Annotated in this window: 17 protein-coding genes, 1 tRNA gene and 1 pseudogene; 9 read left to right on the plus strand and 10 right to left on the minus strand. The window is 69.5% G+C overall.

From position 1 onward, the window contains the following. Positions 1–111: 111 nt before the first annotated feature. Positions 112–2,712: an ATP-dependent chaperone ClpB gene (gene clpB / locus ACFY0I_RS06125; protein WP_388890865.1), complete on the minus strand. Its 2,601-nt coding sequence runs from the start codon at positions 2,710–2,712 to the stop codon at positions 112–114. A gap of 145 nt (positions 2,713–2,857) precedes the next feature. Between clpB and ACFY0I_RS06130 the strand changes: the two genes are divergently transcribed. Next, positions 2,858–3,262, plus strand: a complete 405-nt coding sequence (locus tag ACFY0I_RS06130) for a pyridoxamine 5'-phosphate oxidase family protein (protein ID WP_388890868.1) — start codon at positions 2,858–2,860, stop codon at positions 3,260–3,262. A 194-nt stretch (positions 3,263–3,456) separates the two neighbouring features. Here ACFY0I_RS06130 and ACFY0I_RS06135 read toward each other — a convergent pair whose 3' ends face one another. After that, positions 3,457–3,771: a (2Fe-2S)-binding protein gene (locus ACFY0I_RS06135; protein WP_388890870.1), complete on the minus strand. Its 315-nt coding sequence runs from the start codon at positions 3,769–3,771 to the stop codon at positions 3,457–3,459. Beyond that, positions 3,771–4,088 (minus strand): hypothetical protein, encoded by a 318-nt coding sequence (locus ACFY0I_RS06140; protein ID WP_388890873.1) that lies wholly within the window; start codon positions 4,086–4,088, stop codon positions 3,771–3,773. Before ACFY0I_RS06140 ends, ACFY0I_RS06135 begins: the two co-directional genes overlap by 1 nt. 102 nt (positions 4,089–4,190) lie before the next feature. Between ACFY0I_RS06140 and ACFY0I_RS06145 the strand changes: the two genes are divergently transcribed. Further along, complete coding sequence (locus tag ACFY0I_RS06145) at positions 4,191–5,225, plus strand: helix-turn-helix transcriptional regulator (protein WP_281208136.1); 1,035 nt, start codon at positions 4,191–4,193, stop codon at positions 5,223–5,225. Between the two features lie 134 nt (positions 5,226–5,359). Here the strand turns inward: ACFY0I_RS06145 and ACFY0I_RS06150 are convergent, their stop codons facing one another. The 4 genes from ACFY0I_RS06150 to dnaK are packed head-to-tail and all read right to left on the minus strand — an operon-like array spanning position 5,360 to position 9,553. Then, positions 5,360–5,812, minus strand: coding sequence for a heat shock protein transcriptional repressor HspR (locus ACFY0I_RS06150; RefSeq protein WP_388890876.1), 453 nt, complete (start codon positions 5,810–5,812; stop codon positions 5,360–5,362). A 1-nt stretch (position 5,813) separates the two neighbouring features. Beyond that, the gene (dnaJ, locus tag ACFY0I_RS06155) at positions 5,814–6,998 is read right to left on the minus strand and encodes a molecular chaperone DnaJ (RefSeq protein ID WP_388890879.1); all 1,185 of its coding nucleotides are present in this window, start codon (positions 6,996–6,998) and stop codon (positions 5,814–5,816) included. A gap of 39 nt (positions 6,999–7,037) precedes the next feature. Then, positions 7,038–7,703 carry a nucleotide exchange factor GrpE gene (grpE, locus tag ACFY0I_RS06160; protein ID WP_388890882.1) on the minus strand — a complete coding sequence of 222 codons (666 nt, stop codon included), beginning with the start codon at positions 7,701–7,703 and terminating at the stop codon, positions 7,038–7,040. Then, positions 7,703–9,553 carry a molecular chaperone DnaK gene (dnaK, locus tag ACFY0I_RS06165; RefSeq protein ID WP_388890885.1) on the minus strand — a complete coding sequence of 617 codons (1,851 nt, stop codon included), beginning with the start codon at positions 9,551–9,553 and terminating at the stop codon, positions 7,703–7,705. Before dnaK ends, grpE begins: the two co-directional genes overlap by 1 nt. A 195-nt stretch (positions 9,554–9,748) precedes the next feature. Between dnaK and ACFY0I_RS06170 the strand changes: the two genes are divergently transcribed. Together ACFY0I_RS06170 and ACFY0I_RS06175 are read left to right on the plus strand one after the other, a co-directional pair. Then, positions 9,749–10,282, plus strand: a complete 534-nt coding sequence (locus ACFY0I_RS06170; protein ID WP_388890887.1) for a sugar transferase — start codon at positions 9,749–9,751, stop codon at positions 10,280–10,282. Positions 10,283–10,392: 110 nt separating this feature from the next. Next, positions 10,393–12,615, plus strand: a pseudogene (locus tag ACFY0I_RS06175) ((Fe-S)-binding protein); the annotation flags it as partial. A gap of 773 nt (positions 12,616–13,388) precedes the next feature. On the opposite strand, the gene ACFY0I_RS06180 reads toward ACFY0I_RS06175, so the two are convergent. Further along, positions 13,389–14,447, minus strand: coding sequence for a hypothetical protein (locus tag ACFY0I_RS06180; RefSeq protein WP_388890890.1), 1,059 nt, complete (start codon positions 14,445–14,447; stop codon positions 13,389–13,391). A 233-nt stretch (positions 14,448–14,680) separates the two neighbouring features. Here ACFY0I_RS06180 and ACFY0I_RS06185 point away from each other — a divergent pair, with 233 nt between their 5' ends. Continuing rightward, positions 14,681–15,604 (plus strand): Yip1 family protein, encoded by a 924-nt coding sequence (locus ACFY0I_RS06185; protein WP_388890892.1) that lies wholly within the window; start codon positions 14,681–14,683, stop codon positions 15,602–15,604. Between the two features lie 96 nt (positions 15,605–15,700). Here ACFY0I_RS06185 and ACFY0I_RS06190 read toward each other — a convergent pair whose 3' ends face one another. Next, complete coding sequence (locus ACFY0I_RS06190; RefSeq protein ID WP_266935795.1) at positions 15,701–16,201, minus strand: phosphoribosyltransferase; 501 nt, start codon at positions 16,199–16,201, stop codon at positions 15,701–15,703. Next, the gene (gene dcd, locus ACFY0I_RS06195) at positions 16,198–16,785 is read right to left on the minus strand and encodes a dCTP deaminase (RefSeq protein WP_362875311.1); all 588 of its coding nucleotides are present in this window, start codon (positions 16,783–16,785) and stop codon (positions 16,198–16,200) included. Before dcd ends, ACFY0I_RS06190 begins: the two co-directional genes overlap by 4 nt. A gap of 505 nt (positions 16,786–17,290) precedes the next feature. Here dcd and ACFY0I_RS06200 point away from each other — a divergent pair. The 4 genes from ACFY0I_RS06200 (at position 17,291) to ACFY0I_RS06215 (ending at position 20,159) form a co-directional block, all read left to right on the plus strand. After that, positions 17,291–17,364: transfer RNA gene (locus tag ACFY0I_RS06200), tRNA-Gly, on the plus strand. A 450-nt stretch (positions 17,365–17,814) separates the two neighbouring features. Then, the gene (locus tag ACFY0I_RS06205) at positions 17,815–18,117 is read left to right on the plus strand and encodes a hypothetical protein (protein ID WP_388890896.1); all 303 of its coding nucleotides are present in this window, start codon (positions 17,815–17,817) and stop codon (positions 18,115–18,117) included. 203 nt (positions 18,118–18,320) lie between these two features. After that, positions 18,321–18,818 (plus strand): restriction endonuclease, encoded by a 498-nt coding sequence (locus tag ACFY0I_RS06210; RefSeq protein WP_376009221.1) that lies wholly within the window; start codon positions 18,321–18,323, stop codon positions 18,816–18,818. 435 nt (positions 18,819–19,253) lie between these two features. Beyond that, on the plus strand, positions 19,254–20,159 hold the full coding sequence (locus ACFY0I_RS06215) for a hypothetical protein (RefSeq protein WP_388890899.1): 906 nt from the start codon (positions 19,254–19,256) through the stop codon (positions 20,157–20,159). Positions 20,160–20,361: the final 202 nt, after the last annotated feature.

Raw genomic sequence — 20,361 nt, forward strand, 5'->3', positions numbered from 1 at the left:
TTCGTGCGGATACCGCCATCCTCCACCATCGCGCCCACCCCGTGTCCACCCCTGCACCCGCGATCCGCTCCGGGCGGACAGGAGTAGGACCGGGGTAAGCGCCTGCGCCCCTTACAGGGCCCGTCCGACCAGCAGGTCTTCCCCGGCGACGTCGACGCGTACGGTGTCCCCCTCCCGGACCTCGCCGGACAGGATCTCCTTGGCCAGCCGGTCCCCGATCGCGGTCTGGATCAGGCGGCGCAGCGGCCTGGCGCCGTACGCGGGGTCGTTGCCCTTGTCCGCGAGCCAGGCCAGGGCCTGCGGCGTGATGTCGAGGGTCAGGCGGCGGTCGGCGAGCCGCTGGGCGAGGCGGCCGATCTGGAGCTCGGCGATGTGGGCCAGCTCGTCCCTGCCGAGGGCGGAGAAGACCACCAGGTCGTCGAGCCGGTTCAGGAACTCCGGCTTGAAGGAGGCGCGGACCACGTCCAGGACGCGGGCCTTCTTGTCCTCCGCCGAGGTCGCCGGGTCCGTCAGGAACTGGCTGCCCAGGTTCGAGGTGAGGATCAAGATGGTGTTGCGGAAGTCCACGGTGCGGCCCTGGCCGTCCGTGAGGCGGCCGTCGTCCAGCACCTGGAGCAGGACGTCGAACACCTCCGGGTGCGCCTTCTCGACCTCGTCGAGCAGGACGACGCTGTACGGGCGGCGGCGGACGGCCTCGGTGAGCTGGCCGCCCTCCTCGTAGCCGACGTAGCCGGGCGGGGCGCCGACGAGGCGGGCCACGCTGTGCTTCTCGCCGTACTCCGACATGTCGATGCGGATCATGGCCCGCTCGTCGTCGAAGAGGAAGTCGGCGAGGGCCTTGGCCAACTCCGTCTTGCCGACGCCGGTCGGGCCGAGGAAGAGGAACGAGCCGGTCGGGCGGTCCGGGTCGGCGATGCCGGCGCGGGTGCGGCGCACGGCGTCGGAGACGGCCCGTACGGCCTCCTGCTGGCCGATCAGGCGGCGGCCCAGCTCGTCCTCCATGCGGAGCAGCTTCTGGGTCTCGCCCTCCAGCAGCCGCCCGGCGGGGATGCCGGTCCAGGCGCCGACCACGTCGGCGATGTCGTCCGGGCCGACCTCGTCCTTGACCATGCTGTCCTTGGCGGCGTCGCCGCCCTTGGACGCGGCCTCCTCCTCGGTGGCCTCGGCCAGCTCGCGCTCCAGCGCGGGGATCTCCCCGTAGAGCAGCTGGGAGGCGGAGTCGAAGTCCCCGTCGCGCTGGGCGCGCTCGGCCTGGCCGCGCAGGTCGTCCAGGCGTTCCTTGAGTTCGCCGACCCGGTTGAGGGACTGCTTCTCCTTCTCCCAGCGGGCGGTGAGGCCCCGCAGGTCCTCCTCCTTGTCGGCCAGGTCCTTGCGCAGCCGCTCCAGGCGTTCGCGGGAGGCGGCGTCGGACTCGTTCTTCAGCGCCAGCTCCTCCATGCGGAGCCGGTCCACGGAGCGCTGGAGCTCGTCGATCTCGACGGGCGAGGAGTCGATCTCCATGCGGAGCCGGGACGCGGCCTCGTCGACGAGGTCGATGGCCTTGTCGGGGAGGAAGCGGGAGGTGATGTACCGGTCGGAGAGGGTGGCCGCGGCGACGAGGGCGCTGTCGTTGATGACGACCTTGTGGTGGGCCTCGTAGCGACCCTTGAGCCCGCGCAGGATCGCGATGGTGTCCTCGACGCTGGGCTCGGCGACCAGCACCTGCTGGAAGCGGCGCTCCAGCGCCGGGTCCTTCTCGATGCGCTCGCGGTACTCGTCCAGCGTGGTCGCGCCGACCATGCGCAGTTCGCCGCGGGCCAGCATCGGCTTGAGCATGTTGCCCGCGTCCATGGCGGAGTCGCCGCCGGCGCCCGCGCCGACGACGGTGTGCAGCTCGTCGATGAAGGTGATGATCTGACCGTCGCTCGACTTGATCTCCGCGAGCACGGTCTTGAGGCGCTCCTCGAACTCGCCGCGGTACTTGGCGCCGGCGACCATCGCGCCCAGGTCGAGGGAGACCAGGCGCTTGTTCTTCAGGGATTCGGGGACGTCGCCCTTGACGATGCGCTGGGCGAGGCCCTCGACGACGGCGGTCTTGCCGACGCCGGGCTCGCCGATGAGCACCGGGTTGTTCTTCGTACGGCGCGACAGGACCTGGACGACGCGCCGGATCTCGTGGTCGCGGCCGATGACCGGGTCGAGCTTGCCCTCGCGGGCCGCGGCCGTGAAGTCCGTACCGAACTTCTCCAAGGCCTTGTACTGACCCTCGGGGTCGGGGCTGGTCACCCGCCGTCCTCCTCGTGCGTTCTCGAAGGCGGACAGCAGCTTCTTCGCGGTCGCGCCCTGGGCGGAAAGGACCTCACCGGCCGGTCCGCCCTTGGCGGCGACGGCGATGAGGAGGTGTTCGGTGGAGAGGTACTCGTCCCCGAGCCGGCCGGCCTCGGCGTCGGCCTCGGCGAGTACGGCGAGCAGGTCGCGGCTGGGCTGCGGGGGCGCGACCGTGGAGCCCGTGACGCTGGGCAGGGCGGCGAGCAGGCGGTCCGCACCCGCGCGGACCGCGGCCTGGTCGGCCTCGGTCGCGGCGAGCAGGTCGGTGACGTTCTCGTTGTCCTCGCCGGCGAGCAGCGCCAGCAGCAGGTGGGCGGGGGTCAGGTCGGCGTGGCCGTCCTTGACGGCCCTGCTGGTGGCTGCGTTCAGGGCGGCACGGCTCTTGTTGGTCAGCTCTGCGTCCACGTGCGGCTTCTCCTCTCCGACGGGAATGACGGTGCGTGGTCCGGGGCGTGACCCGGTACGTGACTCTGACAGATTCAGCGTCTGCAAAGTTGAGTCTATTCCACTCAAGGCTGAGCGCGGCACGCTTCGCACGTACTCTCGGCCCATGTCCCATGACGTACTCAACCCGACGTCCGAGTACCTCGCCTTCTGGCGGGAGCGGCACGTCTGCACCCTGACCACCCCCCGCCCCGACGGGACGCCGCACGTGGTGCCGGTGGGCGTGACGTACGACCCGGCGGCGGGGCTGGCCCGGGTGATCAGCAACCGGCACAGCAAGAAGGTGCGCAACATCCTGGCGTCGCCCGACGGGGCCGCGAGGGTGGCGGTGTGCCAGATGGAGGGGCGGCGCTGGGCCACCCTGGAGGGCCGGGCGGTGATCCGCGCCGACGAGGCGTCGGTGGCCGACGCCGTGGCGCGCTACGCGGAGCGCTACGGGAGGACGCCCTCACCCAACCCCGACCGGGTCGTCATGGAGATCACCCTCGACCGGGCCATGGGCCGTGCCTGAGCCGGGCCCCGGGCGGGCCCGGCATCACGAAGGGCCGGGCCCGGGCCACGAGGACGAACTTCCACGGGGCGAACTGATTGTCCGGTTCAACCACTGGACGCGGACATCACAACGGCGCCATCGTGGTCAGGTCCACGATGGCGCCGTTGTGTGGGGGAAGCGCCTGGGCGATCTGCAACGACGGGGGGATCGCGTCAGGCACTGCGGGGGGTGGCGGCGGTGATGTCGGGTTCGAAGAGCTGGTGGTCGCGCTGATCGAGATTGACGAAGACCATGCCGTACCGAACTTCGCAGCGAACGGGCTGCGGTGCGCCCCGGGGGCGGCGCAGGCAGCGGTAGGCACGGACGTCCTCGTCCTCCTCGCGCACGACGACGATCGGCTGGCCGAACAGGGTGACCATCAACGAATCGCCGGAGTGGGGAATGGCGGTGGCGAGATCGATGAACTGCCATCCGGACCGGTAGGCGGAGGCCATCTCGCGGCGGAAGTCGCGGTCGTCGGGGGTCATCAGAGCGCCTTCACGGGCGCGATGTTCCAGCCGCTGTCCGGCTCTCCGGCGGGCCGGGTGTTCCAGCCGCTGTCGGGTTCGCCGGCGGGTGTGTCGTTCCAGCCGCTGTCGGGTTCACCTGCGGGAGCGGCGTTCCAGCCGCTGTCGGCCGGCGCGACGTTCCAACCGCTGTCCGACTTACCCTTCGGCACGATATTCCAGCCGCTGTCACTGGCCAGTGCGTTCCCCGCATCGCCATTGACGGCGCTGACTGCCCCAAATACCGCAACAGCGGAGAAAACAACGGCAAGCGCCGAGCGAAGCATTCTCTTGTACATGGTCGGCTTCGTCCTCACTTGATGGAATCCTCTCCCCCGCACGTCAGACCATGGCTCATTCAGGCACGTTACGGCCACAGGGACGATGCATCATGTTCTTGCATGTTCAGGACCCTGGGGGGTGGAGATTTGCCCATAAACGACACAAACCCGACACATCCCCACCCCGTCACATCCATGTGCGACGAGGGGGCTCGACTTTACGCGGCGGCTCTGAGCACCGGCCGGGTACCTCGTAGCGAGGTGGAAAACATCCCCTGCCTGCTCGAATTCGCTCTGCTGCGCCCCGACCCGGATGACGCGAACCAGCTCCGCGCGGTTCCCCCGGCGGTCGCCCTCGCCCAGCGCCTGCATCCTCTCGAACGGGAGATCCAGGACCGTCGGCGCAGCGCGATCGACCTCACCGATGCATTCGAGCCGTTCCTCACCATCAGTGCGCAGAACCCCGCCAACACGCACGCCATCACCGTGCTGGAGGGCTTCGACCAGATCAACGCCGCCCTCGACCTGGCGACGGCCGAGTGCCACACGGAGATGCTGACGGTCCAGCCCGGCGGTGCCCGGCCGTCCTACGCCCTCACCGAGGCCCTGGAACGGGACGCCCCGCTCATCGACCGCGGCGTCAGCATCCGGACCCTCTACCAGCACACCGCCCGGCACAGCCAGGGCACGCTCGCCTACGTGGACCGCATCTCCACGGGCAAGGTCGAGATCCGCACCCTCGAGGAACTCATCGAGCGGCTGATCGTGTTCGACCGCACCGTGGCGTTCATCCCCGTCAGCGACGACCGTCGGGTCGCACTGGAGCTGCGCCACCCCGGGTTGGTCGACTACCTCATCAAGGTCTTCGAGCAGTTGTGGCGGCGCGCCGTGCCGCTCAGCCAGGAAGTTACATACACCCACCGGCCCGACGGCATCTCGGGCGTGCAGCGCTCCATCGCCCAGCTGCTGGTCGAGGGGCACGTGGACGAGGCCATCGCCCGGCGCCTGGGGATGAACGTACGGACCTGCCGCGCGCACATCGCCAAGTTGGCCACCGCCCTGGGCAGCGGCAGCCGCGCCCAGCTGGGCTTCCTCATCGCCCGGTCGGGCATCCTGCGCGACTCGGCGGGACCGCCGCCGCTGCCGGAGCCCTGAGCGGCCCGGGGAGGGGCTCCCGGCCCGAGAGGGGCCGACGGGCCCGGCATATGCCCCGCAGTGCGCGGAAGGCCCCTCCCGGAGCGTTCCGGGAGGGGCCCTCCGCGCACTGCGGGCCGGGCGGCGCCCGGTGGTCAGTCCAGGGGGCGCTTGGGGCCGGGCCGCCAGACGACCAGGGCACTGCCCGGCTGCGGAGCCTGGTACGGGACCAGGTCGCGCCGGTACGAGGCGTGCACCTGGGCCTCGCGGGCCTGGAGGGCGGCGGCCGCCCCGTCCACGGCCGAGGACAGTTCGGCGACGCGCTGCTGGAGCGCGGCCACCTGGTTCTCCAGTTCGATGATCCGCTTGATCCCGGCGAGATTGATGCCCTCGTCCTGGGACAGCGCCTGCACGGTGCGCAGGAGCTCGATGTCCCGGGCCGAGTAGCGCCGGCCGCGGCCGGCCGTACGGTCCGGGGAGACCAGGCCGAGACGGTCGTACTGGCGGAGGGTCTGCGGATGCAGGCCCGAGAGCTGGGCGGCCACCGAGATCACGTAGACCGGGGTGTCGTCGGTCAGCTGGTAATGGATCCTGCGGCGGCCGTCCATCTCATGCTCCCTTCACCGACTCGAACAGCGCGGCGCGCGGGTCCTCGGGATCCGTCGCGTCGCGATACATCTCCAGGGCCTCGCGGGCCTTGTCGGACAGCTCCGTCGGGACCGTGACCTCCACCGTGACGAGGAGGTCGCCACGGGTGCCGTCCTTGCGGACCGCGCCCTTGCCGCGAGCCCGCATCGTACGACCGCCGGGCGTGCCCGGGGGGAGTTTCAGGGTGACCGCCGGACCGTTCAGGGTCGGCACCTTGATCTCGGCACCGAGGGCGGCCTCCGCGAAGGTCACCGGGACGGTCACCGTGAGGTTGTCGTCCTTGCGGCCGAACACCGGGTGCCCGTCGACGTGGACCACCACGTAGAGGTCGCCCGCCGGACCGCCGCGCTCGCCCGGGGCGCCCTTGCCGCGCAGCCGGATCCGCTGGCCGTCGAAGACGCCCGCCGGGATCCGGACCTGCATGGTCCGCGAACTGCGGGCGCGCCCGCTGCCCTTGCAGACGTCGCAGGGGGTCTCCGCGATGAGGCCGCGGCCCTTGCAGTCCGCGCAGGGGTCGGTCAGCGAGAACCCGCCGCCGCTGCCCCGCGAGACCTGGCCGGTGCCAACGCACGTCGGGCACACCCGGGGGGTGCCGTTCTTGTCGCCGGTTCCGGAACACGCCTTGCAGGGCGACTGCGAGGACATCCGCAGCGGAACGGTCGCGCCGTCCACGGCCTCCGTGAAGGAGAGCGTGACCTCGGACTCGATGTCCTGGCCGCGGCGCGGCTGGGTACGGGTGCCCGGACCCGGGCCGGTGCCGCGGTTGAACAGGCCGCCGAAGACGTCGCCCAGGCCGCCGCCGAAGCCGCCGCCCGGACCGCCCTGTGGCTGCTGACCTCCGAAGAGGTCACCGAGGTCGAAGTTGAACGAGCCGCCGGCGCCGCCGGGACCGGGGCGGAAGCCACCGTTCCCGAACAGCGCGCGGGCCTCGTCGTACTCCTTGCGCTTCTTGGCGTCGCCGAGGATGTCGTTCGCCTCGGAAATCTCCTTGAAGCGCTCCTCGGCCGAGGCGTCGCCCTTGTTGGCGTCCGGGTGGAACTCGCGTGCGAGCTTCCGGTACGCCTTCTTGATCTCGGCCTCGGTCGCGTCCTTCGGGACACCGAGGACCTTGTAGTAGTCCTTCTCGACGAAGTCCTTCGTGCTCATCCCCGGTGGCCCTCCTCTCGGTTCCCTACATGGTGGACGTCAGCCCTTGTCGGGGGCATCCGTGTCCTTGTCGGACGGCGTGTCGCCGTCTGCGGACTCGGACTTGCCCGCTGCCGCGCCCGGCTGGGGCTCGGCCACCGCGACCCGCGCGGGGCGGATCGTCCGCTCGCCGATCCGGTAGCCCGGCTGCAGGATCGCCACGCAGGTGTCCTCGGTGACATCCGGCGCGTACGAGTGCATCAGGGCCTCGTGGATCGTCGGGTCGAAGGGCTCGCCCTCCTTGCCGAACTGCTGCAGCCCCATCTTGGCGGCGGCACTCTCCAGCGATTCGGACACCGACTTGAAGCCGCCGACCAGTTCGCCATGCTCCCGTGCCCGGCCGATGTCGTCCAGGGTCGGGAGGAGCTCCGTCAGGAGGGACGCGACCGCGATCTCCTTGACGGCGATCCGGTCCCGCTCCACGCGACGGCGGTAGTTCTGGTACTCGGCCTGGAGCCGCTGGAGGTCCGCGGTGCGCTCGGAGAGCGCCGTACGGGCCTGGTCCAGCTGCGCCAGCAGGGCCACGTCAGCCGCTGCGGATTCCCCGGCCGGGGCCGCGGCCTCCTCCTCGGAGGAAGCTGCGGCCTTCGACTCGGCGGCGTCGTCGGGCGTGCCGTCGGCGGGGACTTCGGGCTTCTCGTCGAATCCCGGGGTCTCCTCCGGCATCAGGCAGCGCCACCCTTCGGCTTCTCGTCGTCGACGATCTCGGCGTCGACGACGTCGTCGTCGGCCTTGGCCTGGCCGGCGTCACCTGCGGCGGCGCCACCGGCGGCCTGGGAGGCCTGGGCGTCGGCGTAGATGGCCTGGCCGAGCTTCTGGCTGACGGCGCCGAGCTTCTCGGTCGCCGTGCGGATCTCGGCGGCGTCCTCACCCTTGAGCTTGTCCTTCAGCTCGGTGACGGCCGTCTCGACCTCGGTCTTGACGTCGGCCGGGACCTTCTCCGCGTTGTCCGCGAGGAACTTCTCCGTCTGGTAGACGAGCTGCTCGCCCTGGTTGCGGGACTCGGCCGCCTCCTTGCGACGGGAGTCCTCGTCCGCGTACTGCTCCGCCTCCTGGCGCATGCGGTCGACCTCGTCCTTGGCGAGCGAGGAGCCGCCGGTGACGGTCATCTTCTGCTCCTTGCCCGTGCCGAGGTCCTTGGCCGTGACGTGCATGATGCCGTTCGCGTCGATGTCGAAGGAGACCTCGATCTGCGGGATGCCACGGGGCGCCGGCGGCAGGCCGGTCAGCTCGAACATGCCGAGCTTCTTGTTGTACGCCGCGATCTCGCGCTCGCCCTGGTAGACCTGGATCTGCACCGACGGCTGGTTGTCCTCGGCCGTCGTGAAGATCTCGGACCGCTTGGTCGGGATCGTGGTGTTGCGCTCGATGAGCTTGGTCATGATGCCGCCCTTGGTTTCGATACCGAGGGACAGCGGGGTCACGTCGAGGAGCAGGACGTCCTTGACCTCACCCTTGAGGACACCGGCCTGGAGGGTCGCGCCGAGGGCGACGACCTCGTCCGGGTTGACGCCCTTGTTCGCGTCCTGACCGCCGGTGAGCTCCTTGACGAGCTCGGCGACGGCCGGCATGCGGGTGGAGCCGCCGACCAGGACCACGTGGTCGATCTCGGACAGCTGGATGCCGGCGTCCTTGATGACGTTGTGGAACGGGTTCTTGCAGCGGTCCAGGAGGTCCGCGGTGAGCTGCTGGAACTGGGCGCGCGTGAGCTTCTCGTCCAGGTGCAGCGGGCCCTCGGCGGAAGCCGTGATGTAGGGCAGGTTGATCGAGGTCTCCGTGGAGGAGGACAGCTCGATCTTCGCCTTCTCGGCGGCCTCGCGCAGACGCTGGAGCGCCATCTTGTCCTTGGACAGGTCGACGCCGTGACCGTTGGCGAACTGCTTCACCAGGTAGTCGACGACGCGCTGGTCCCAGTCGTCACCACCGAGGTGGTTGTCACCGTTGGTGGCCTTCACCTCGACGACGCCGTCACCGATCTCCAGGAGCGACACGTCGAAGGTGCCGCCACCGAGGTCGAAGACGAGAATGGTCTGGTCGTCCTTGTCGAGGCCGTAGGCCAAGGCGGCGGCGGTCGGCTCGTTGACGATGCGCAGGACGTTCAGACCCGCGATCTCACCGGCCTCCTTCGTCGCCTGACGCTCGGAGTCGTTGAAGTAGGCCGGGACGGTGATGACCGCGTCCGTGACCTTCTCACCCAGGTAGGCCTCGGCGTCGCGCTTCAGCTTCTGCAGGATGAAGGCGCTCATCTGCTGCGGGTTGAAGTCCTTGCCATCCAGGTTGATCTTCCAGTCAGTGCCCATGTGGCGCTTGACGGAGCGGATGGTCCGGTCCACGTTCGTGACCGCCTGGCGCTTGGCCACCTCGCCGACGAGGACCTCGCCGTTCTTGGCGAAGGCGACGACGGACGGCGTGGTCCTGGCGCCCTCGGCGTTGGTGATGACGGTGGGCTCGCCGCCTTCGAGAACGCTGACGACGGAGTTAGTGGTGCCCAGGTCGATGCCGACCGCACGTGCCATTTTGATTCCTCCAGCTGACTTGAGTGGAACAGGCTCAAGAATGCCCCACCTTCGTCCGCCCGTCAACAGAGCTGAGCCGAGGGGGCTCAACCTTTAGGCCTTCCTTACGCGCAACCCAGCGGACTCAGGGCCGTGCGGGGGACCGCCGCCGCGCGGCGCGCCGGGCGCGCGCGGACCGTCCGGCACCGTGCTGGCATGCCTCTGCAGCTCACGCTCCCGGCCCGGTGGACCCTGCCCGCCGGGCCGCCCGCCAAGCGGGTGCTCGACCTCGCAGGCGCGACGGCACTGCTGACCCTGACCGCCGTCCCGCTCCTGCTGACCGCCGCCCTGCTGTACGCGGCCGGCCGCGCGGGCGTCCTCGTACGCACTCCGGCCGTCGGCCTCGGCGGCCGACCGTTCCACACCTGGCGGCTGCGCGCCGAGGGCGCCGGGCCGATCGGCGCGGCGGTCCGGCGGTGCGCGCTGGACGGACTGCCGCAGCTGCTCAACGTGGTGCGGGGCGAGATGTCACTGGTCGGACCGCGTCCGCAATCCGATACGGACCGACCGGAGCGACTCCTGGTACGCCCGGGTATGACCGGATTGTGGCAGGTCAGCGCGCGCTCCGACCTCCCCTGGGAGGAGATGGCCCTGCTCGACCGGCACTATGTGGAGAGCCATTGGCTGGGGATGGATCTCGCGATCCTCGCGCAGACCCCTCGGGCGGCCTACCGACAGAGGCATGCCTGAGCGACACAGATCACCGCACGCTCACCTACATTGCGGCGCGGGGAATGGGTAACCTCAAGCCTTGACTCAATAAGTTACCGCTTAGTAAGTCCCGCCCGAGGAGCCCTCCCATGCAACTCGCCGCGATCATCGTGTCGCTGGTTCTGACCGTGGTCGGCGTCGCGCTGCTCGCCCGAGCCGTGGCGCAGATCTACCGCTTCGTGAAGCTCGGCCAGCCCGTGCCGGCGGGCAGCCGCACGGACCGCCCGAAGGATCGAACGCTCACCCTGGTCAGGGAGTTCCTCGGCCACAGCCGGATGAACCGCTGGGGCATCGTCGGCTTCGCGCACTGGTTCGTCGCGATCGGCTTCCTGACGCTGCCGCCGACCCTCGCCCAGGCGTACGGCCAGCTCTTCCAGGCCGACTGGACGCTGCCGATCATCGGCGGCTTCCTGCCGTTCGAGATGTACATCGAGTTCATCGGTCTGATGACCGTCGTCGGCATCCTCGTCCTGATCGCGATCCGACTGCTCAGCCTGCCCTCGCGGGCCGGTCGCAAGTCGCGCTTCGCCGGCTCGAAGGCCTGGCAGGCGTACTTCGTCGAGTACATCATCCTCACGATCGGCCTCGCGATCCTCGCGCTGCGCGGCCTCGAGGGCGCGATCCACCACGTGGACTCGTACGACCCGGCGTACTTCGTCTCGTACCCGCTCGTGCTGGCCTTCAAGGGGCTCTCGCTCGGCACGCTGCAGAACGCCATCTACTTCACCGCGATGATCAAGATCGGCACCTCGCTGATCTGGATGATCGTCGTCTCGCTCAACACCAACATGGGTGTCGCCTGGCACCGCTTCCTCGGCTTCCCGAACATCTGGTTCAAGCGGAACGCCGACGGGGCCGTCGCGCTGGGCGCGCTCCAGCCGATGACCAGCGGTGGCAAGGAGATCGACTTCGAGGACCCGGGCGAGGACGACTCCTTCGGCGTCTCCCAGGTCGAGCAGTTCTCCTGGAAGGGCATCCTCGACTTCTCCACCTGCACCGAGTGCGGCCGCTGCCAGTCGCAGTGCCCCGCCTGGAACACCGGCAAGCCGCTCTCCCCGAAGCTCCTGATCATGTCGCTGCGCGACCACGCGCACGCCAAGGCCCCGTACCTGCTCGCGGGCGGCGGCAAGGACATGGAGGGCAACGAGAAGGCCACGGCCGAGCAGCTCGCCGGCGTGCCGGCCGCCGCCCTCGCGGAGGCCGAGCGTCCGCTGATCGGCACCGCCGAGGAGAACGGCGTCATCGACCCGGACGTGCTGTGGTCCTGCACGACCTGCGGTGCGTGCGTCGAGCAGTGCCCCGTGGACATCGAGCACATCGACCACATCGTCGACATGCGCCGCTACCAGGTGATGATCGAGAGCGCGTTCCCGTCGGAGGCGGGCACGATGCTCAAGAACCTGGAGAAGAAGGGCAACCCCTGGGGTCTCGCCAAGAAGCAGCGCGTCGAGTGGACGAAGGAGGTCGACTTCGAGGTCCCGATCATCGGGAAGGACGCGGAGGACCTCTCCGAGTTCGACTACCTGTACTGGGTCGGCTGCGCGGGCGCTCTGGAGGACCGGGCGAAGAAGACCACGAAGGCCTTCGCGGAGCTCCTGAACATCGCGGGCGTCAAGTTCGCGATCATGGGCGGCGACGAGAAGTGCACCGGTGACTCGCCCCGCCGCCTGGGCAACGAGCCGCTGTTCCAGCAGCTCGGCCAGGAGAACGTCGCGATGCTGAACATGGCGTTCGGCGAGGACGACGACGACCCGTCGACGAAGAAGCCGAAGTCGGCGAAGCGGATCGTCTCGACCTGCCCGCACTGCTTCAACACCATCGCGAACGAGTACCCGCAGCTCGGCGGCGAGTACGAGGTCATCCACCACACGCAGCTGCTCCAGCACCTGATCGACGAGGGCCGGCTCATCCCGGTGACCCCGGTCGACGGCCTGGTCACGTACCACGACCCCTGCTACCTGGGCCGCCACAACAAGGTCTACACGCCGCCGCGCGAGATCATGTCGTCGGTGCCGGGCCTGCGGCAGCAGGAGATGCACCGCCACAAGGAGCGGGGCTTCTGCTGCGGCGCCGGTGGCGCGCGCATGTGGATGGAGGAGCGGATCGGCAAGCGCATCAACAACGAGCGCGTCGACGAGGCCCTGTCCCTGAACCCGGACATCGTCTCCACCGCCTGCCCGTTCTGCCTCGTGATGCTGACCGACTCGGTCAACGGCAAGAAGAACGACGGCCAGGCCAAGGAATCCGTCCAGGTCGTCGACGTGGCACAGCTGCTGCTGGAGTCGGTGAAGGCCCCGGAGCCGACGGCGGAGGAACTCGCCGAGGCGCTGGCCGCGCGGGAGGCGGAGGAGGCGGCTGCGGCTGCGGCTGCGGCTGCTGAGAAGGCCGAGACGGAGGCGAAGGCTGCTGCGGAGGCGAAGGCCGAGGCGGAGGCGGAGGCGGAGGCGGAAGCTGCGGCGAAGGCTGCGGCGGAGGCGGAAGCTGCGGCGACGACCGGAGCCGCTGCCGAGCCGGAAGCTGCGGCGGAGTCCGCTGCGGCGGCCGAGCCCGAAACCGCGGCGGCTCCCGCCGGCGAGGCGAAGGCCGAGGCCGTGCCGGAGACCGGGGCCGTGCCGGAGACCGGGGCCGACGCCGTGGGCGGGACGAAGGCGAACGTCGCGCCCGCCGCAGAACCGGAAGCCACGGACAAGGTCGAGGCCGAGGCCGAGGCCAAGGCCGCCGACAAGGACACGGCCGTGACCGCGCCCGTGGCCGTGACCGTGGACGCCAAGGACGAGGCCGAGCCCGCCACGAAGGTGGAGGCACCGGCGAAGGCCGAGGCCACCGCCGAGGCGGAAGCCAGGACCGAAGCCAAGGCCGAGGACGAGGCGGAGGCCACGACCACGGACGAGGCCAAGCGCGCCGACCAGGCGGAAGCCAAGGCCGAGGACGACGCCAAGGGCGACGAGGTCATGGGCGAGGCGGGGACCAAGGGCGGCAAGTAGGCCCCGGCGCGACGGCGCAGGACACATGAGAGCGGCCGGCCCCATCAAGGGGCCGGCCGCTCTCATGTGTCGTCGTGCGGGGCGGGGTGGGACGCGACGGGTCAGCCGCGGCCGCGGCGCAGCATGGCGAAGCCGAGGCCGGCCGCGCCCACCGCGGCCATGCCGCCGCCGGCGGCCACCAGCGCCGGGGTGTCGCCCTTGTGGGCGACTCCCTCCGCGCCGGCCTGCACGCCGCCCTTGGGCGCGATCCGCTCGGAGGGCGTCGTCCCGGCGGGCGTCGTCCCGGCCGGCTTCACCGGCGGCGCCGTGGTCGGCGTCGGGGCCGGGGCGGTGGACGGCTTCGCCTTCTCCACCGTGTACGTCTCGATCAACTTGCCGGTGGTGAAGTCGTAGACCCAGCTGTTGCCGCCGCTCCGACCGTCGATGGCGACGAACTTGAGCCGCTTGCCGTCCTGGACCAGCTTGTACGTCCAGCCGTCGTGCAGCGCGGTCGGGTGCTTGAGGTCGATCGTGCCCAACGGGCGCCCGTGCGGCGTGAAGAGCTCCACGCGCTTGCCCTGGGGGCCGTACGCGTGGCCGTGGCCGTCGACGAGCTTCGCGATCCGCCCGTCGGGCAGGGTGACGCGGACCCGGGTCTCGTTCTTGACGTCCGGCTTCGGCTTCACGACCGGCTTCTGGACCGGCTTCTGGACCGGCTTGCCGCCCTCGACCCACGAGGTCACCCGGCCGTTGCCGTACAGGGTGACGTGGAGGCCGTTGTGCGTGGCGTTCGTCGACTGGCCGTTCGCGCCGACCAGGGTGCCCACCTTCCGGTCACCGGCGAATATGTCGGCCTCGAAGCGGTCGTCTCCGACCCGGTAGACCTTCGCGACGGAACCGTCGGCCAGCTTCACCGTGGTGACGTAGCCGCGCGTCTGGACCGGCGGCGTCGTCGGCTTCGCGACGGGCGGGGTGACCGGCGTGGTGACGGGCGGCGCGGTCGGCGGGACGGTCGGCGGCGCCGTCGGGTCCACGGCCGGCTGCTCGATCCCGGGCAGCACCTCGGGCCCCGGACCCGTCGAGGAGTCCGCGAAGGCGGATCCGACGGGCACCGCCAGCACGGCGGCGGCTCCCGTGAGGACGGCGGCGGTACGAAGGGTGCTGCGGCGGGTGCTGCGCATGGTGCGGGCTCTTTCCTGCTCGTTCGTGACTCCGTGGCGACGACACCGACGAAGCTACGGGCCCGATACGTAGGCATTCCGTCGGGAATGTAACGAACCCCCGCAGACTTGCGCGCAGCCGGGTAAAACACCCACCCGGGCGTCCCCTAGGGGATGTCACAGCTCAGCCGCAAAGGCCACGTGTTCGGGCGGCCCGGCCACCGAGGGCCCGCCGAGCAGGTACTTTCGATCACGTGGCTGGATTCAGGATCGGACGCGGCCGGGACAACAACCGCACCCCGCAACAACCCCCGCAACCCCCGCGGCAGCAGCCGTACGGTCAGCAGCAGCAGCGCCAAGCGCCGCAGGCACCGTACGGTCAGCAGCCCTACCCTCCCGCCGGTCCACCCCCGCAGCAGCACTGGCCCCAACAGGGCGGCGCCGGGGGTCATCACGGCGAACCGGAGTACTTCGACCCGTACGGCCAGCAGCAGCAGCCGCAGGCCCCGTACGCGGCTCCGCACGAGCCCTCGTACGCGAACAACCCGGGACACACCCAGGCCTTCGTGTACGGCGAGGACCCGTACAGCCAGAGCCCGACCTACCAGGCGGGTTCGGCGCCGGCCGGGCCCGTGGGGCCCCGGCTGCACTGGAAGGAGCTCCTGCGCGGCATCGTGATGCGGCCGGGCCCGACCTTCTTCCAGATGCGTGACTACGCCGTCTGGGGCCCGGCGCTGGTCGTCACCTTCCTCTACGGAATGCTCGCGGTCTTCGGCTTCGACAAGGCCCGCGAGGACGCCATCAAGGCGACCCTCACGCAGGCGATCCCGATCGTCCTCACCACCGGGCTGGCCTTCGTCATCTGCGGCCTCATCCTGGGCGCGGTCACCCACACGCTGGCCCGCCAGCTGGGCGGCGACGGGGCCTGGCAGCCGACGGTCGGCCTGTCGATGCTGGTGATGACGATCACGGACGCACCGCGCCTGCTGGTCGCGGTGTTCCTGGGCGGCGACAACATGTTCGTCCAAGTGCTGGGGTGGGTCACCTGGCTCGCGGCCGGCGCGCTCTTCACCTCGCTGATCAGCAAGTCGCACGACCTGCCGTGGCAGAAGGCGCTCGGCGCCTCCGCCATCCAACTGGTCGCCCTGCTGTCGATCATCAAGCTGGGCACGCTCTGACCCGCTGACCCGCACGCATGACGAGGGGCCCGCCGCGCTGGTCGCGCGGCGGGCCCCTCGTCGTACGTCACTTCGTCACGTCACCGCGCACGCCTCTCAGGCGTCGAGGACCTGGCCCTCGCGCTTGACCACGGGCGGCTCGACCGACCAGGGGAAGTTGATCCACTCGTCGGTCTTCTTCCACACGTACTCGCACTTCACGAGGGAGTGGGACTTCTCGTAGATCACGGCCGACCGGACCTCGGCGACGTGGCCGAGGCAGAAGTCGTGGACCAGCTTGAGCGTCTTGCCGGTGTCGGCGACGTCGTCGGCGATCAGGACCTTCTTGTCCGTGAAGTCGATCGCCTCGGGCACGGGCGCCAGCATGACCGGCATCTCCAGCGTGGTGCCGACGCCGGTGTAGAACTCCACGTTCACGAGGTGGATGTTCTTGCAGTCGAGCGCGTACGCCAGACCACCCGCGACGAAGACCCCGCCGCGGGCGATGCTCAGGATGATGTCGGGCTCGTAGCCGTCGTCGGCGATGGTCTGCGCGAGCTCGCGCACGGCGCGTCCGAACCCCTCGTAGTCGAGGTTCTCGCGTACTCCGTCAGTCATGCGTCGTGCCTCACCTGGGTGCGGTGGAAGTTCTGGAAGGAGCGCGAAGCGGTCGGACCGCGCTGCCCCTGGTAACGGGACCCGTACCGCTCACTGCCGTACGGGAACTCCGCCGGCGAGCTGAGACGGAACAGGCACAGCTGCCCGATCTTCATGCCCGGCCACAGCTTGATCGGCAGGGTGGCGAGGTTCGACAGCTCGAGGGTGACGTGACCCGAGAACCCGGGGTCGATGAACCCGGCGGTCGAATGCGTCACCAGGCCCAGCCGGCCGAGGCTCGACTTCCCCTCCAACCGCGAGGCGATGTCCTCGGGCAGCGAGATGACCTCGTACGTCGACGCGAGCACGAACTCGCCCGGGTGGAGGATGAACGCCTCGTCCCCCTCCGGCTCGACCATGCGGGTCAGGTCGGGCTGCTCGACGGCGGGGTCGATGTGGGCGTAACGGTGGTTCTCGAAGACCCGGAAGAACCGGTCGAGACGCACATCGATGCTGGAGGGCTGCACCATCGACTCGTCGAAGGGGTCAATGCGAACCCGTCCGCTGTCGATCTCGGCCCGGATGTCTTTGTCGGAGAGAAGCACGTCCCGAGGATACGCAGAGCGCCCGGGCCACCCCCAATCGAGAGTGGACCCGCGCGCCCCGCCCGAGCTCCCGGCCCGGACTCCCCGGCCGGCGCTCGGCGCGTCAGCGCTTGGCGCCGCCCACGGGCACGGCATGCCTCAGCCGCGCGCACCGCGGGCACCTCAGCAGCCGCCCGGGCCCGATCCGGCCGGCACCGAGGTGCTGGAGCGGAAACGAGGCGGTACTGAAAACGTGCCCTTCGGCACAGCGGACGACGGTGTGCTCCATCGAGTCCCTTTCCCCAACGAGCCGTACTGCGATGAATCGCCACATTAGGGGATGTTCGGGACTCGCTCCAGCCGCCACTCCAGCCGCCGCACTCCACCCCAGGCTACGCCCCAACTCCCGCACCCACGCGCCTGGATGTCCTCACCGGCGCAACACCGCCCACGCGGGCGAATTCACCGCGGGTCGATCATGAGGTACAGTGTGCAACGGTACGGATCCAGGCAACTGGTCCATATTGCGGATGTAGTTTAATGGTAGAACATGAGCTTCCCAAGCTTATAGCGCGGGTTCGATTCCCGTCATCCGCTCCACAGCAAAGCCCCAGGTCAGCGACCTGGGGCTTGTTTGTTATCTAGACCCCTTAGGCCCTTCCGTGCCTTCCGCGTGCCCCAACTCGCAGGAATGCCCTGCTCCGGGGGCCTTTCGCGCACCACCTGCACCACTCGGACGCGGAACCGCCTCGGATCGCGAGACACATTTCATGTGACCCGCGCCACACAAGCGTCCAGATTCGCCCGTTCGCAACCCTGAAGGCAGCCCTCAACCACGCCGCCCGCACGGCCGAGTTGGCGACCGCGCAACGCTCCCCCTACACCTCCGAATGTCGCCGAAGGTACTGCCCGCCGAAGCGCAGGCAGGCTCGCCCCGACTCGGCAGATGATCACGAGTGGTGACAAGCAGGTGACGCATTGTCAGTGGCGAGTGCTTTCATGGATCCGGTGCGCAGGGAGGCGCATCGCGACTGGTGGGGGGATACAGCTGTGCCCTGGATCAATGACTACTTCCGAGCAGACGGCACTCGGGTCAAAGGCCACGTCCGGCTACCTGCCGGGGCCCGGCGGGAGACCGCGACGCTCGGCCTGATCGTCGCCGGAGTGATCGTCTTCGGGAACGGAACAACCTCCACGGGGGCCGGAACAGGCTCGGGTCAGGAGTTACCCAGGCCGCAGTCGACGGTGGTCTACCCGATCAAGTGGCCGGCCTGGGAGAACCAGCAGGTGCCGCTGCCGCAGCCGACGGTCTCGTATCCGATTGTCTTCCCCAGCGCAGGGAGCGACCGGTGACTCGCCGTCCCGCTCGACGTCGACCAAACCGAGGCAGTCGGCCACGTAGGCAGCAGGGTTCCGACTTCCAGTTCTTCTTAGTGCTCGGCCTGGTCGGTGTTTGGGCATCCGGCTTCCTCTTGGCGGTGCAGGCCTGGTTGGCCGATCACCTCTGGGTCCTCGCACTCCCGGTCGCAGCTCTAGCGAGCGCGATTGCCGTGGGGATGTACCTGCAGAAGGAGCGTGCCCGTAGGGAGGCCGCTCGAGCCCAGGGGCTCCGGTATGTAGTGGAGCACTTGGACGGCCTTCACTACACCCAGTTTGAATACGCCGTGCGAGACCTGCTGCGCCGGGACGGGTGTCAGGACGCGCAGCAGGTTGGCAGGGGTGGCGACAAGGGGGCAGACGTGAAGGCCACCGACCCCCAAGGCAGGCGCTGGGTCATCCAGTGCAAGCACCGGAAGGACGGCTGGTCCGGATCCGCGGTTGGTGCACCCGACCTCTACGTCCTGAACGGCACCGGCCGCCAGGTGCACAACGGTGACGTGCTGGTCATGCTCACCAACGGCCGCTTCTCCCGGCCCGCCCTCGACTTCGCCAAGTCCCAGCGCCTCCACCTCGTCGACCGCCACCTCCTCGCCCAATGGGCCAGCGGCTCGCGGCCCCTGTGGGAACTCCTCCGCGCCGTCCCACCACCACGGAAGCCGAGTTCGCTCGCGTGATGCGCCCGAACCACCACGCGGGAGGCTCCGGCCCATGCCCGAGGTAGGCCAGACAGCTCCCTGCAACACCGCCTCAGCCAGTCCGGCACGGCAAGGTGCGCAGCGCGTCGTCACGGTCGTTCGAACGTTCCTTGGCGAACGGAACCGGCGGCTCAGACGCTGGCGTGCCCTGAGTGCCCCCGAGAGAGGACCACGACCTTGACCGTGCCGACTGTAACCGCGGCCCCACAGACGCTTCCGTTACCGCCGGCAACCGCAACCCGGCCCGGTTACCGTGACCGCGTTCGTGCCCGCTACACCGCAGCCGCCCAAGAACGCATCGACAGAGGACGGAACGCTGCCACCGAGCTTGGGTGCAGCGATTCCGTGCCGTGGGATGACATTCAGGCGGTCTACATCCGGCCACTCCGTTCGCCCTGGAAGTCATTTACGACCGTGATCGGCAGCATCGTGAGTGGGGCGATCGTGGCAGCGGTCGTTATCGGATACGTGGGGATCGTGCTGGTGGCTGCCCTGCTGTACTTCGGCAAGGAGAATCGGGCCGAGGCCGCGAAGACCACCCCCACAGCGCAGGAGGCTGCAGCGGTTGCGGCCACGGACGATGGATTCACGCGCGAGGAGAAGAAGCAGCTCGAGTTCTTCGGCGTTGGTGTTGTGTGTGTGGTCTTCGTGGCTGCGAGCCTGCGCGGCTCCAGAGACCGCTGGGACATGATGTCGAAGGGGTACGTCAGAGAAGGCGAAGAGGTCGTGACGGAAGCACTCGAAGTGTTGCCTGCACTTGCCGCCGTCGTGGGAGCTCCGGCCGGGAGGCAGCGATCCGAGGCCCTTGCCTCCGCCCACGAAAAGACCTCCGCACTCATGACGGCTGTGACGGACAGCTCCAAGTCGGCGGCCGGAATCCCCGGGTACGCAGGGGACCGGAGCCGTCTCAAGGAGCATGGTCAGAAGGTCCGGACGGCGTTCGCGGACAAGCTTGACGGCCTGGTCGAAGACCGGGAGGCTACGGCACGTGCCCTCGGTGCGATGGCGTTGAGCGTAGCCGTGCGGCAGGCCCAGTCTGCGTACGGAGCATTGCTGGACGCAGAAGCACTGCCAGCAGAGCCGGGACCGGAGGTGCCGGACCTCCGCGGGGTACGGAAGGTCTTCGTCGGCGCCGGCCTTGCTGCACTTGGGGTGTTTATGACCGGGACCCTGGGTGGAGCGGATCTCATGGCCGCCATCCCCCTCGCCCTCGCAGTCTTCGGACTCGGCTCATTTCTCGGAGCTCTGTTTACCGGAAAGCTCCACGCGATCGGCCAGGCTTACGCGGCCTTCAGGCAGCACGGCAGCGGAGCCCCATAGCCACGAGCCCGCCCCAAAGCACGCAGCCGCCCCCAGAGCCACCTGGCGAATGCCGTCTGTCGGAACGCGAGTCACAGAGGCCCGACTGGGCGGGGGAGGCGGAGACCAGGGTCTCCGCCTCCCCCGTTGCGGCTCAAGGTGCCGAAGACCGTTACCCAGGGTCGACAGGGCGAGCGAACCCACCACCTGCCGCATGGTGTTG

Source organism: Streptomyces sp. NPDC001568 (genome assembly GCF_042893755.1).
GTDB lineage: Bacteria > Actinomycetota > Actinomycetes > Streptomycetales > Streptomycetaceae > Streptomyces.

Excerpts from the sequence above, each read along its gene's own strand:
- ACFY0I_RS06130 (WP_388890868.1), top strand. The coding sequence starts at position 2,858 with ATGTCCCATGACGTACTCAACCCGACGTCCGAGTACCTCGCCTTCTGG.
- ACFY0I_RS06135 (WP_388890870.1), bottom strand. The coding sequence starts at position 3,771 with ATGACCCCCGACGACCGCGACTTCCGCCGCGAGATGGCCTCCGCCTAC.
- ACFY0I_RS06140 (WP_388890873.1), bottom strand. The coding sequence starts at position 4,088 with ATGTACAAGAGAATGCTTCGCTCGGCGCTTGCCGTTGTTTTCTCCGCT.
- ACFY0I_RS06145 (WP_281208136.1), top strand. The coding sequence starts at position 4,191 with ATGTTCAGGACCCTGGGGGGTGGAGATTTGCCCATAAACGACACAAAC.
- ACFY0I_RS06150 (WP_388890876.1), bottom strand. The coding sequence starts at position 5,812 with ATGGACGGCCGCCGCAGGATCCATTACCAGCTGACCGACGACACCCCG.
- dnaJ (WP_388890879.1), bottom strand. The coding sequence starts at position 6,998 with ATGAGCACGAAGGACTTCGTCGAGAAGGACTACTACAAGGTCCTCGGT.
- grpE (WP_388890882.1), bottom strand. The coding sequence starts at position 7,703 with ATGCCGGAGGAGACCCCGGGATTCGACGAGAAGCCCGAAGTCCCCGCC.
- dnaK (WP_388890885.1), bottom strand. The coding sequence starts at position 9,553 with ATGGCACGTGCGGTCGGCATCGACCTGGGCACCACTAACTCCGTCGTC.
- ACFY0I_RS06170 (WP_388890887.1), top strand. The coding sequence starts at position 9,749 with ATGCCTCTGCAGCTCACGCTCCCGGCCCGGTGGACCCTGCCCGCCGGG.
- ACFY0I_RS06180 (WP_388890890.1), bottom strand. The coding sequence starts at position 14,447 with ATGCGCAGCACCCGCCGCAGCACCCTTCGTACCGCCGCCGTCCTCACG.
- ACFY0I_RS06190 (WP_266935795.1), bottom strand. The coding sequence starts at position 16,201 with ATGACTGACGGAGTACGCGAGAACCTCGACTACGAGGGGTTCGGACGC.
- ACFY0I_RS06210 (WP_376009221.1), top strand. The coding sequence starts at position 18,321 with ATGTACCTGCAGAAGGAGCGTGCCCGTAGGGAGGCCGCTCGAGCCCAG.